The sequence below is a fragment of the Lentzea fradiae genome (assembly GCF_900100955.1).
In the GTDB taxonomy this organism is placed as follows: domain Bacteria; phylum Actinomycetota; class Actinomycetes; order Mycobacteriales; family Pseudonocardiaceae; genus Lentzea; species Lentzea fradiae.
In genome coordinates this window covers 454652-466276 of sequence record NZ_FNCC01000002.1, presented here as the reverse complement: position 1 = coordinate 466276, position 11625 = coordinate 454652, and the positions used below count along the sequence as shown (strand labels likewise).

Genomic DNA, 11625 nt, shown 5'->3' with positions numbered 1-11625 from the left:
CCGGGTCTCTCACGTCCTACCTCTGAACGAACCAGCCCTCCGTCCGGTTCCGGTGGACGTTTCCGGGGCGGCCTCCGCGTCCGGGTCGAGCGGAGGAGGCGGCGGGACCTTCTCGACCCACGTGGCGAGCACGTCCCGTTCGTGGACCAGCTCCGCGACGGCGCCGTCGCCCTCGATCGAGCCGGTGCCCGGATAGCCGAAGTCCGGTGCCCAGTGCAGGGCGTCGAACGGGCACACCTCGACGCAGATCCCGCAGTAGAGACACTGGCCGTAGTCGATCGCGAACCGGTCGAGCACGTTGCGGCTGCGCGGGCGCGCCGAGCCGGGCTGCTGCTCGACCTCGGTGTGGCTGGTGATGTGGATGCACCAGTCGGGGCACTCGCGCGCGCAGATCATGCAGACGGTGCAGTTGGCGTCCAGCAGCGCGATGACGCCCCTCGTGCGCGGTGGAAGGTTCGTCACGGCTTGCTCTCCTCTTCGCGGGCCTCTCCGGCGCCTCGCGCCGGGCCCTCGTCACGACGCGGGCCCCAGGACGGGTCGGGCACGCCGGGTGGTGCGGTGCGGCGGCGGCTCGGGGCGCTCGTGGTGTCCTCGCCCGGTTCCAGACGGCCCGGCCAGGGGCGGACGACCCGGGAGGCCAGCACGAAGTCCTTGCGCAGCGGGTGGCCCTGGAAGCTGTCCGGCAGCAGCAGGCGCTCCTGCCCGGCTCGGTCGCCGTCGCCATCCCCGTCCGCGACGGCGATCCCGAACATCTCCGCGGCCTCGCGCTCGTGCCAGCGCGCGCCCTTCCACAGGTGCGCGACGCTCGGCAGCGGGTCGTCCGCGCCCACCTCGGTGCGCAGCATGACGCCCTCGCGCGTGCGCGGGTCGATGACGTGCAGGAACACGGCGTGCCGCTGCCCCACGTCGCCCGGCCGGCCCGCGTCCTCGACGCCGAGCCAGTCGAACATGGTGTGGCCGGAGCCGTGCAGCTCCGTCGCCGTCGCGAGCCAGCCGGCGAGCTCCACGTGGTGGACGGTCTGGCCGAAGGCGGTCCTGGGGTTCGCCGTCATCACGAGTTCACCAGCCGATGCAACGCTTTGAGCCCTTCGAGCAGGGCCTCCGGCCGCGGCGGGCAGCCGGGGACGGCGACGTGGACCGGGAGGGCCTGGTCGATCCCCTTGGTGACGCTGTAGGAATCCCAGTACGGGCCGCCGGTGTTGCTGCAGGCCCCCACGGAGATCACGTAGCGAGGTTCGGGCATGGCCTCGTAACTGCGGAGGACAGCGGGCAACATGACGTCCGTGACGGTGCCGGAGACGATCAGGACGTGCGCCTCGCCCGCGCCGTCGACCGGCGTGACGCCGAGGCCGGGAAGGCGGTCGAGAGCTGCCATCACCTCGACCCCGCAGCAGGCGAGTCCCAGTTCGAGCACGGTGACCTGGTAGGTGGTGCCCCATTCCAGGCGAGCGGAAGCCGTCACAACTGGCGAGCGTAATACTTGGGGGCCCGCGGGCTCACGCCCGGCGGACCCCCACCCCCCAATGATTCCCCCCGGAATCGGCTCCCACGCGTGGTCGCCGCGGATAGTTTTGTACACCGCCCGATAAGTGTCCAGAGATTTGCCGACAGCATCTGCAGATAATTTCTCTGCGAAATGTGGTCAAGTTCAGTTCAACTGATCGGTAGAACACCAGAGAGGGTCCCGATGTCCGGCTCGTCCCAGCTGGTGCTGCCCAGCAGCACCGCTCTGCACCGCCTGCTGAACATGCCCGGCGCTCTCCTGGATACCACGATGGACCAGCTCAGGACACTGCTGACCGTTCACGAGACCCGTTCGGCCCTGCGCGCGGCCCGTGCGCTGGGACGGGAGCAGTCGAGCGTGCAGAAGCAGCTGGACACGTTGAACAGGAACTTCCGGCAGCTGTGCGGCGAACCGTTGGTGGTCAAGCAGGGACGCGGAAAAGACGTGCTGTTCACGCCCACTGGTGAGTCGCTCGTCGAATTGGCGAGGGAGACGCTCGCGGAGTGGCTCGACGGAATTCACGAGTGCCGCCGCAAGCTCGGCACGACCGTCACCGTCGGCACCACGCGATACATGCTCGACACGCTCGCGAAGGCGTGGCACCACGTCTCGGACGAGTTCCGCGAACGCGACGTCGACCTCAAGGTCGTGCACATCCGCACCAAGGACATCTGGGCGAAGCTGGAGACGCGGGAGGTCGACGTCGTCTGCGGCAGCGTCGTGACGCACGCGGGCGCGGGCTGGGAGCGCCCCGAGTTCGACGTGATCGAGTGGCGGCGCGGCGGGCTCGCGCTGCTGACGAACCTGCCCGAGACCGTCGTGGGCGACCGCGTGCGGGTGCCGCAGCTGCGCTCGGTGCCGTTGGTCATCCCCGGGGCCGGTCTGATCGCGGAGTTCCTGCGCGGCTGGTTCGGTCCCGACTACCGGCAGGGCATCGAGATCGCGGCCGAGATCGACGAGATCCAGTACGGCATCTCGCTGCTGCGCTCCAACCTCGTCCAGGGGGCCATGATCGTGACGTCCGGTCTGGGCGTGGTGGCGTCGAACAACGAGCTGCGGGAGGGAGGCGGCCTCCGGGTCGTCGAGCTCGCCGACGACTCGCTGGAGCGCCTCGTGGGCGTCTTCGCCAGGAGGGACGAGCTGGCGAAGCACCCGGCCGACCACCCGCTCAACCTGTTGTGGGCGGCCTTCCAAGCAGAAGCGCCCCGGCCGTAGCCGGGGCGCTCCCTGGTTCCCTTGGTCCTACTGCTGCGCGGGTGTCATGGCTTCGTGCTCGGGCCCGCGGGGTTCGGCCTTCGGGCGGCGATGCTGGGTCTGAGCCATCTTGGCCAGCCAGCTCGTCGCCTCCGAGCGGATCTTCGCCAGCTCGTCGTCGCGTGCCTTTTGCTCGTTCATCGGCCACTCCCTGCGTTCGGGAAATCGCTTCGATGGGAGCACTACCGGGCATGCGCCCGCTAGGGCCGCCCTTCTTGTGGGTGAACCTGGTTGACAGCATCGCTCGCACGCACGTCCCCCGCACCCCGACGCGCGGGACCACCACCGGGCTCAGTACCCGACGTACCCGCCGCCGTTGTTCAGGTTGACCAGGCCGGGGTGGTTGTGGAACCCGCCGTAGCGGGAGTAGGTGTAGCGAACGCCCGCGATGATGTTGTCGACCGGGGCGAAGATGTTGTCGTACCCCGGCAGCTTGTACGCGTTGAACGTCGGGTCGATGCACTGCATGAGGCCCTTGGAGGGCGTGCCGCGCATCGCGTTGGAGTCCCAGTTGTTGACGGCGTTCGGGTTGCCGTTCGACTCCTTGATGATGATCGTGTAGATCGCCTGGACGCTGCTGTTGTCGATGTTCGTGCCGTTGGCCTGCAGGACCGTGATGGCTTCCTTGATCCAGCCCTCGATCTCGCGCTGCTTGGCCGGCTTGCGCAGCTCGGCCTGGCGCTCGGCCTCGGCCTTGGCAGCCGCCTCGGCGGCCGCCGTGCGCTGGGCGTGCGCGTCCGCGGCCAGCTTCGTGGCCTGCTCGAACGTCTGCTGCGCGTACATCTGCTGGTGTTGCAGGAGCTTGCCGACCTGGCTGCCGGGGTTGACGTCGTGGATCGTCTGGATCGTCTTCACCTGCTGGTCGGGAAGAGCACCCAGCTCGGCGGCACCCGCGGCCAGCTCGGTGGCGCTGCCACTGGTCGCGGCGTTCGCGATGGCGGCGGTGCCCGCGGCGACACCCGCTGCGACGACGATGGCGCTCACGCGGTGGGCGAGCGGAACCTTGTCGTCCTCGGCGCGATGCGCGCCGACCTTCAGATCTGCGTTGGGCACGACCGTGTACACGGTGCGGCCGGCGGCCTTGCTGTGCCGGGCCAAGGGGGAGCCTCCTGCGTCGGGGAGCTTGGCCACCGGGCTCTCTCGGCGGGGGATTCCGAGCGGGACCGTGGATCCTTCGGGGGCGGTTCCTTGTCCTGCCGGTGACCAAACCGTTATCGGCGGGCGAGAACGTAACCTCGCGTCACGAGCGCAGGCAAGCTTCAGCGCCCGTTGGGTGACTCTCGTCACGTTTCCGAGGAGTCGATCAGCGGCTCACTTACGCAGAGTCAATGAGCCGGTCGCTCCTCGTTTCGATGCATGGGCATCTCCTGCTCGCTAGGTCCGTTCGGCGGTCACGCTTTCGAGTGGCAGTTCGACGGTCGGTCGTCGTTGTGGTGGGTGTTAACGCTGACCTGCGACGACTTGATCGCCGGACAGCGTCCTCCGGGGTCTGACCAGTTGTACGGAGGGAAGGCGGCCGCGGTTCACCCGATGTTGTGGGTGGCGCGCTGCTCCAATGCCTTCAGAACCCAGTCCGCACTGTCGTCCGGCCCGCTGTTGAAAGCGATCGCGGCCCGCGGCTGGTTCCAGTGGACGAGGTTGACCACCGTTTGGAAGAGCTCCAGCAGCTCAGCCGGCTTGCGGATGCCACCGCCCACGACGACGCAGTCGTACTGCCTGGCACGCAGCCGCTCGACGATCCGGGCCTGGGCGCGGCCGTCGAGCTCGGCGAAGTCGATGAGGAGGAGGTCCTCGGTGAGCCCCCGCTCCGCCATGGCCTTGCCGGACCTCTCGATGCCGGCCAGGACCGGCTCGGGGTCGAAGCCGGGGATGGTGCGCGGGTCGAAGCCGATGGCGAGCACGTCTGTCACTTGGGCGACGCTAGCGCCGTTTATGCGACGACAGTCTCTATACGCGTGGGTAGCGTCCCCTCGTACTAATGAGGGGACGCCGCGTGCACGAACCGGCTCTGACCTATCGCGAGGTCGTGCGCCTGCCACACGTCCGCCCGTTGCTCGGCGCCGCGCTGTGCTCCCGCCTCGCCGAGCAGATGCTTTACGGCGGAGTTCGGCTGCCGTCCACGCCTGACGCCAACGTCGTGATCGCTCCGCTCCTTGGGCTGCCGTCCTTGCCAGTGGGTGCGGAGGGGCGCTCCCAGCCGTGATGCCGCTGGGAGCGTTCTGCGTGGGCAAGGTCAGCCCCAGGGACACTCCGGCAGTCCTGCTCGTTAACCTGCTCACTAACCACTAACATGCAGGCTAGTGAGCAGGAAGGGCCGCATGCTGGACAACGAGCTCGCCGAAATCGTCGAGAACCTTCGTGCACTCGGAAGTGACGTCAACGACGTCGAGGTGAAGCGAGCTACCGCCAGCCTGCCCCGCACGGTGCGCGAGACGCTGTCGGCCTTCGCCAACACGGGTGGCGGAACCCTCATCCTCGGCTTGGAGGAAGCCAGCGGCTTCAGAGCGACGGGGGTCGGCAACCCCGTGAAAATGGCCGCCGACCTCGCATCGCTCTGTTCGACGGACATGCAGCCCGAGCTCCGGCCTCTCATCAAGATCCACGACTTCGAAGGTGTGAAGATCGTGGTGGCCGAGGTTCCCGCGGTGGATCCCTCGTTGCGGCCCTGTTTCTATCGCGGCGCCGGAATCTCACAAGGCAGCTTCGTGCGCGTCGGCGACGGCGATCGCAGGTTGAGCAGCTATGAGGTCCAACTCATGCTCGCGTCCCGCGGGCAACCCAAAGATGACGAACAACCAGTGCCCGGCGTCGGGGTGGATGCCCTTGACCCCGTGCTGACCGACGCCCTGATCACTCGTCTGAGGACCAACCGTCCACACGCGTTCAGGAGTCTCGACAAAGAAACCGTGCTCCGGCGAGCCAGGGTTCTGGCACCTGGCACCGACTTCGTTTCACTTGCCGGCCTGGTGGCGTTGGGCGAATACCCACAAGAGCACTTCCCACAACTGATGCTGACCTTCGTCCACTATCCCACCGTCAGGGGCGCCGACCTCGACACCGGGGAGCGTTTCCTGGACAACGTCCTGATCGAGGGACCGATTCCGATCATGGTCCGCGACGCACTCGCCGCCATTCGGCGAAACATGCGCCGACGATCTGTCGTGGTAGGTGCCGGGCGCGCTGACATGTGGGAGTATCCGGAACCCGCCCTGCGGGAAGCAGTGGTCAACGCGCTGGTGCACCGTGACCTCTCCAGTGCGTCACTGGGCACTCAGGTGCAGGTCGAGATGTACCCGGACAGGTTGGTCGTTCGCAACCCTGGCGGACTGCACGGTCCAGTCACCGTGGACAGCCTCGCAAGTGAGGGCATTTCCTCCGCCCGCAACGCAACATTGATGAAGATCCTCGATGAGGTACCTATCGCGGACAGCACACGCACGGTGTGCGAGAACCGCGGGTCAGGCATCCGAACGATGCTTGATTCCTTGCTCGCGGCGCGGATGAGTGCCCCGCAGTTCGATGACCGAATCGCGAGCTTCGCCGTCACATTTCCGAATCACACTCTCTTGAGCGACAGCGTCGTCAGCTGGATAGCCGGCCTCGGACAACACGGCCTGTCCGACAGCCAGTGTTTCGCTCTCGCCTCCCTCAAGAACGGCGACATCCTCGACAACCAGACCTATCGGGCCGCGACCGGGCTGGATTCCCGCGTGGCAACCGCAGAACTTCAGGATCTGGTGGCACGCGAGTTGGTCACACAGACCGGCAGCCGCCGATGGGCCCGGTACCAGCTGAGCGAGGCGTTGACAGCACCTCAGGAGGAGACGACCGCGCACCGCGTGCTTCGGGCTGATCGACGCGACGAGATCCTCGCCGCGATCGGCGATGAACTGTTGTCGCGAGCGGAGATCGCCGCCCATTTGGGGCTATCGGACAGCACAGTCCGCCGATGGCTCACCGTTCTGAAGAAGGAAGGCTCTGTCGTCACCTCCGGCGCTTCCGACGTCAGCAAGAACGTCAAGTACCGCCGGACCGACAAGAGCTACCTCACGTCCGATGAGCAACCAGGCTCCAACCTTGACTCATGACTACGAAGATGGCCCCGGTCATCGCCGACCAGGGCCATCGAGGAGCACTAACCTCTGAGTTCCATCGTGCGGCGTTTGGAGAGCGAATCACCGACGGCCCTACCTGCAGATACGTCGCAGCATGAGACCAACGTCCCGTAGCTGTCCCGCATCTTTAGGCCCACAGCTCGCCAGATCGAGAGACTCAAGCCCAAGGTCAGCTGTCGGCCACATCCGCAACATCCCTGAGATCATCGCGGCAGATTGATTTAGGGCGACGATGTCTTCCGGCGGTCAGTCCTCATTCTATTCAATATCCGCACGCAAGACTACTAAATCCATCTACGAAACGTAAGATAGTTAGCCTTTTTCGCTATTGCCTAACGCGCTCAGCAGCACCGCAACCTCTTCACCAGGGAATAGCTGCCCAAGTCCGGCCAATGCGCGAATGCGGTCCTTCATGGTCGAGTCAGATATTGTTTCAGCGATACCCAATGCACGCTGAAGACTATCGCTATTATCCAGGTTGGATGACGCCTTCTCAAACCACTCCCCGGCGCGCTTATCTGCCGAATCGGATCGTCGATAAAGAAGTGCACCTATCGAAGTCTCCAAGGCGCCAACGACCCCTGCAACGATAGCTACATCGAGCTTTGCAAATAGAGACAATGCAACGCCGGACAAGATAACAAGGACCCCGAGAATGCCAATGGATAAAGCTATCCAGTATGAGACCTTTGAACGAAATACGGCCTCATCTGCATATCTGGTGTATAAGTTGGTGTCTCGCGAGTTGGATTCGGCAGCCTTGGCCACGAGAAGCTTCGTCAACTGGTCGGGATCGAATCGAATAGAATCGTCATTCTCATCTACCCGAGACGAGTTCGCTGCAGCACCGGAGGACTCGGACCTTTGCTTTGCTTCGTCGAGAGCCTTCACTGCCTCAGCGAGTTGCTTATCGGCGGACTGGCGAAGTTCCTCGCCGATATTTTGCCTACGATCTCTAATGAATCTCGCCAATAGAGCAGCAAGCATTCCCGAAAGAATTGTCGGAAGTAGCGTTGTCCATGATAGTACCGCGAGGATCTCTGATAGTGGGCCGATCATTGATCCTCCTTGGGTAGACTCCGCAGGTGCGTCGACAAGGCAGCTGACGACCGTTCCCACCTGAGCAAGAGGTTGGTGTCCACACCACCACATCGTCGAACGACATGCATTCGTTCCATCCTCGTCGTGGCCGCACGGCAGCTCGCGCCGGGTTTCCGCCCAGGTCCGTAAGATCGACAAGATTTTCTGGGAGACCAAGCAGGGCTGAGGTCAAAGCCCTGAAAATGCCGCTGACCAGCGGAAATCTTGTTCGTCGGTCAGCGTCGTTTGTCGTCTTTGGGGTCCTGTCACGGCCCCAGGACGGCCCAAGTCGGTCCACTTTAGACGCCCTTCCGCAGGGTCGCCGGGACAATTCATGCACAAACGAAGGTTGACCTTCATTCGAACGCATGTGCGATGGTGTCCGGGTGTGGATGACGCGGCAGCAAGCAGCACACTTCGATGCTCAGGTGGATCTTCTGCGCAAGTTTGCCAACACCTCTACGCGTTTCAGCATCGGAGAGGTCGGCGGCCGGCCGGTACTCGTCGATGACAGCTTGCCGAACGGCGAATGCGCACGAGTCGACGGCCCGGCGACCCAGGACCTGATGCGGCATCTCCTCCACCTCAACCACTACGCGCTTCTGTCCCTGGTCGGCCCTTACGGCAACCCAAGACGCACTGAAGCGGCATTGATTCGTTGGCAAGCTTGTGGGCTGGTCGACGCCGCCAAGGCGTTGAGCTGTCCACAGGCGCGGCAGCCGAGCGCCCCGAGCCCTGATCAAGCCGCGATCCATGCGCTCGTTCCTCATGCCCCTCAGCTATTGCCGATAATCCAGCGTGGCTCGCACCCGTCAGTGAAGTCATCCACCCGCGAGCCGACAGCGGAGACAAGAGTCTGCTTCACCCATTCGAGTGAAGCAGTGGGCCGAGCACACACATCAGATAACGAAATACCTGCTGGCTCCGATCCAAGGGGAACCAGGCACTGATGCGCCAGGGCGAGAGGAGAGGCCGAAGCCATGCTCAATCGAAAAATCATCTTCCACCGGTGGGCTTCGGCAAACCCCCAGAAACTGTTCGATCCGAAACGAGCGATCAAGACCCTAGCGGCTGGAATCGGCCACAGCGATGAGTACGCGATCCTGGCGACAGGCGACGTAACCACCGCGGTTCTTCCGGTCTCGTATGACGATGACACCCCGAAGCCCGTAAGATTGCAGATGCTCGCGCTTCGAACAGCAAGCAAATTGCCAGCCAAATGGCGGCCAGACGCACCCCTTGAATCTATCCCTCTACTCGAGGGCGAATACTCCGCCGACGTAACACATCTTTGCATGTGGCAGGACGGTGTCGTAGCTCAAGAATTTCACCACAATGCGCCGAGAGTTGGTCGACTGTCGCACTTTCTGCGGAAGAAACTAGACGAGCAGATGCTCTTCAATCCGCTATATCAGCCTGACATGCTCACCAAGCTCGAAGGCCTCCGCGGACAGCTACGCTCTGTTCACCTAGCTTTCACCAAGCCTGACTACGCAACAGATCTATCAACCGGCGTCTTTGGCTCATTGCTGCCAGAGGTTTTCGGCAAGCGCGCACCTTCGGTAAATGTACAAATTGGGATGGGCAAGTACGGGCCTCGAAACAGGTTCCTTGACGAGGGAATTGAGCAAGCAGTTTTCGAGCTGGCAGAGAATGCACATGAGATCGTTGATCGCCTCGTCGTCAGCGGGATCAATCCAGACACCGGCAAGGCTGAGCACGTCAACCTGCTGAGCGAACGCCTACTCGTAGAGATTCAGCTGCCCGAGCATCCATCCACTAACTCGGTGCCTGATTCAGACGCAACGTTTGAAGCGCTGGAGAATGCTCGCCTGAAACTTGACGGCGAAGGCTTGATTGCTCGTGCTACCGAGGCCCAAGCGATGCGTAACGCGAAATGAAGCGACCGATGTCCATCCTGCGCTGGATAGACAGAAACCTTTGGTCCGTCCCCCTCTCAGCAACCTTCCTGAGTTTCGCCACAATGCTGATCTGGGAACTGATCGACAGCACCCCGACCCTACTGGCAGGCGCTAAGATGAGCGCAAGGCAGCAGGTTCATTCCTCACTTGCCAGCTCATCTGGATCGCTGCTGGGGTTCACTATTGCCGCCGTCACGATCCTGGCTGCTTTTATGCCTCGCAATGCCTCAGGCAAGGTTAACATCGCAACTGAAAAAAATCTCGCGAAGTCCAGGAACCTGATCATTGGAACACTGCTTACGACAGCAGCACTACTGATGATGGTTCTGGTCTTTTCGACAATTCTACTTGCATCAGACCAGGCAGACATAGCACCAACGGTGTTGATAATGATCAATCTAGCGTGCGCATTCGGTGCCGCGATAGGCCTTCTAACCGGCGGAGCCGGCCTTGCCCTGGCGGTCGTCGAAAGAAACCGTCTATAGCGATACCGATCCCAATAGTTTCGGTCGCGCGTAACCTCTCGGCCAGAGTTTCGCAAGATTGGCGTCGTTCTGGCCGAATTCAGCGAATGTCAGTCCCGCTCCTCAGCGGCAACACGGTTCCCAGATCCTTGCGGATTCCTGCGGGGGCCGCTGGTCGTGGCCTCGTCCGTCGCGGACAGCCCCGGTTGCCTCGCCGGCGCCGACGCGGGCCGCCAGGCCCGCTTGGAGGCGCCGAACAGAACTTCCGGGGCTGGGTTCCGCGACGGATGCAGGCACGAACGACCAGCGGCCCCCGCAGGGGCCGCCTTGATGAAGAAAAGAAACTCTGAACACGGCCGTGACGACTGATCCGCCCCTACGTCGCGTCAGTTGGCTGGTTGTAGACATCGTGCGTCTTCTGCGCGGCGTCGAGAGCGACATCGATCCGGTCTTGCCCGACCACGCGGAGAATCGCGTTCATGACATCGTCGACATCACCGCCTTTCTTCAGCTCAGAGTGAGCAGCAGCCCAGCCGAGCGAGGTTGCAGACGCAGTCTCATCGTTCAAACGGAAAGACCGCCACAGCTCGCGATAAGCTTGCCGTTCAGGCGAGTCATCCACCTTGGGATGAAGAGACCTCATACCGGTTTCTACCGTCCAGCGTTGGATCCAGAGTGATCGCTTCGCGCGCCGCCCGACAGGTTGCGCGGACGCTCTGACAACGACCCTCGGTCGCAGTGTGCGCGCCATCTGGATCGCTCGCCACACATCCAAATAGGCGGTGACCGAATCGCCCGGCTCCAGACGACAATGGTTCTCCCTAATCCCTTTAGAGAGAGATACCGGCACTCCGGCGACGGTCCACCGCCCAAACAGACGCCTTGGCCATCGCCCGATATCCAGAGACACATTTTCGACTGATATCGGCGCCCTACCAACGTTCGTGACGGTCACTTCGGCCAGCTCGATAGTCCACCTGCTGCTTGGAAAGAATCCCGCAGGAGTAGTTTTTGGCCATCCACGAGAAGGCCCACGAAAGATTGTGTCGTATTCGTCCACCAGGCATGGCCTTAGCGCAACGTTGAGTCGTGCACCGGAGAGACGGTACAACATAACCTGCCAAAACAGGCCACCAGCGGTTACAAACGCACTAGCCAGCGAAATCAGGATGGCGACGTCTGCACGGTCCATGCAGCCTCCACGAGTCCTCTAAACACGGCCCTTCCCATAGAAGCAAAGCACCTGATACGCCGCAGAGAGCAGTCGACTCGCCGTGCTTCGAGGT

At 63.2% G+C, this 11625-nt stretch carries 14 protein-coding genes; 5 read left to right on the top strand and 9 right to left on the bottom strand.

Features of this window, described 5'->3' with window-relative positions; translation table 11 throughout:
* Positions 1-9: 9 nt before the first annotated feature.
* From BLT23_RS06295 to BLT23_RS06285, 3 genes are read right to left on the bottom strand one after another with little or no spacing between them, the layout of a single operon-like run.
* Positions 10-462, bottom strand: coding sequence for a 4Fe-4S binding protein (locus tag BLT23_RS06295; RefSeq protein ID WP_090046478.1), 453 nt, complete (start codon positions 460-462; stop codon positions 10-12).
* On the bottom strand, positions 459-1052 hold the full coding sequence (locus BLT23_RS06290) for an NADH-quinone oxidoreductase subunit C (protein WP_090046476.1): 594 nt from the start codon (positions 1050-1052) through the stop codon (positions 459-461). Before BLT23_RS06290 ends, BLT23_RS06295 begins: the two co-directional genes overlap by 4 nt.
* Positions 1052-1462, bottom strand: coding sequence for an NADH-quinone oxidoreductase subunit B (locus tag BLT23_RS06285; protein ID WP_090046474.1), 411 nt, complete (start codon positions 1460-1462; stop codon positions 1052-1054). The genes BLT23_RS06290 and BLT23_RS06285 overlap by 1 nt, the downstream gene beginning before the upstream one ends.
* Positions 1463-1687: 225 nt before the next feature.
* On the opposite strand from BLT23_RS06285, the gene BLT23_RS06280 reads away from it, so the two are divergent.
* Positions 1688-2719, top strand: coding sequence for a LysR family transcriptional regulator (locus BLT23_RS06280; protein ID WP_090046471.1), 1032 nt, complete (start codon positions 1688-1690; stop codon positions 2717-2719).
* A gap of 27 nt (positions 2720-2746) precedes the next feature.
* Here the strand turns inward: BLT23_RS06280 and BLT23_RS40575 are convergent, their stop codons facing one another.
* The 3 genes from BLT23_RS40575 to BLT23_RS06270 all read right to left on the bottom strand — a co-directional run bounded on the left by BLT23_RS40575 (position 2747) and on the right by BLT23_RS06270 (position 4668).
* Positions 2747-2899, bottom strand: coding sequence for a hypothetical protein (locus BLT23_RS40575; protein WP_176946622.1), 153 nt, complete (start codon positions 2897-2899; stop codon positions 2747-2749).
* 150 nt (positions 2900-3049) lie between these two features.
* On the bottom strand, positions 3050-3856 hold the full coding sequence (locus BLT23_RS41550; RefSeq protein ID WP_245743681.1) for a transglycosylase SLT domain-containing protein: 807 nt from the start codon (positions 3854-3856) through the stop codon (positions 3050-3052).
* Positions 3857-4281: 425 nt separating this feature from the next.
* The gene (locus BLT23_RS06270; RefSeq protein WP_090046469.1) at positions 4282-4668 is read right to left on the bottom strand and encodes a hypothetical protein; all 387 of its coding nucleotides are present in this window, start codon (positions 4666-4668) and stop codon (positions 4282-4284) included.
* Between the two features lie 83 nt (positions 4669-4751).
* On the opposite strand from BLT23_RS06270, the gene BLT23_RS06265 reads away from it, so the two are divergent.
* Entirely contained in the window at positions 4752-4961 is a 210-nt protein-coding gene (locus tag BLT23_RS06265) for a hypothetical protein (RefSeq protein ID WP_090046467.1), read from the top strand.
* 115 nt (positions 4962-5076) lie between these two features.
* Entirely contained in the window at positions 5077-6846 is a 1770-nt protein-coding gene (locus BLT23_RS06260; RefSeq protein WP_090046465.1) for an ATP-binding protein, read from the top strand.
* A gap of 339 nt (positions 6847-7185) precedes the next feature.
* Here the strand turns inward: BLT23_RS06260 and BLT23_RS39890 are convergent, their stop codons facing one another.
* Both BLT23_RS39890 and BLT23_RS39885 read right to left on the bottom strand, forming a co-directional pair.
* On the bottom strand, positions 7186-7932 hold the full coding sequence (locus BLT23_RS39890) for a TRADD-N-associated membrane domain-containing protein (protein ID WP_143035843.1): 747 nt from the start codon (positions 7930-7932) through the stop codon (positions 7186-7188).
* Positions 7933-8309: 377 nt separating this feature from the next.
* Positions 8310-8546 (bottom strand): hypothetical protein, encoded by a 237-nt coding sequence (locus BLT23_RS39885; protein WP_143035842.1) that lies wholly within the window; start codon positions 8544-8546, stop codon positions 8310-8312.
* A 387-nt stretch (positions 8547-8933) separates the two neighbouring features.
* Between BLT23_RS39885 and BLT23_RS39880 the strand changes: the two genes are divergently transcribed.
* Together BLT23_RS39880 and BLT23_RS39875 are read left to right on the top strand one after the other, a co-directional pair.
* Positions 8934-9854 carry a DUF6731 family protein gene (locus BLT23_RS39880; protein ID WP_143035841.1) on the top strand — a complete coding sequence of 307 codons (921 nt, stop codon included), beginning with the start codon at positions 8934-8936 and terminating at the stop codon, positions 9852-9854.
* Between the two features lie 8 nt (positions 9855-9862).
* Positions 9863-10360 (top strand): hypothetical protein, encoded by a 498-nt coding sequence (locus BLT23_RS39875; RefSeq protein ID WP_143035840.1) that lies wholly within the window; start codon positions 9863-9865, stop codon positions 10358-10360.
* A gap of 355 nt (positions 10361-10715) precedes the next feature.
* Here the strand turns inward: BLT23_RS39875 and BLT23_RS39870 are convergent, their stop codons facing one another.
* Complete coding sequence (locus BLT23_RS39870; RefSeq protein ID WP_143035839.1) at positions 10716-11531, bottom strand: hypothetical protein; 816 nt, start codon at positions 11529-11531, stop codon at positions 10716-10718.
* Positions 11532-11625: the final 94 nt, after the last annotated feature.

Coding starts and splice junctions, on each gene's coding strand:
- BLT23_RS39890 (WP_143035843.1), bottom strand. CDS start 7,932: ATGATCGGCCCACTATCAGAGATCCTCGCGGTACTATCATGGACAACG.
- BLT23_RS06290 (WP_090046476.1), bottom strand. CDS start 1,052: ATGACGGCGAACCCCAGGACCGCCTTCGGCCAGACCGTCCACCACGTG.
- BLT23_RS39880 (WP_143035841.1), top strand. CDS start 8,934: ATGCTCAATCGAAAAATCATCTTCCACCGGTGGGCTTCGGCAAACCCC.
- BLT23_RS06280 (WP_090046471.1), top strand. CDS start 1,688: ATGTCCGGCTCGTCCCAGCTGGTGCTGCCCAGCAGCACCGCTCTGCAC.
- BLT23_RS06260 (WP_090046465.1), top strand. CDS start 5,077: ATGCTGGACAACGAGCTCGCCGAAATCGTCGAGAACCTTCGTGCACTC.
- BLT23_RS39870 (WP_143035839.1), bottom strand. CDS start 11,531: ATGGACCGTGCAGACGTCGCCATCCTGATTTCGCTGGCTAGTGCGTTT.
- BLT23_RS39875 (WP_143035840.1), top strand. CDS start 9,863: ATGTCCATCCTGCGCTGGATAGACAGAAACCTTTGGTCCGTCCCCCTC.
- BLT23_RS40575 (WP_176946622.1), bottom strand. CDS start 2,899: ATGAACGAGCAAAAGGCACGCGACGACGAGCTGGCGAAGATCCGCTCG.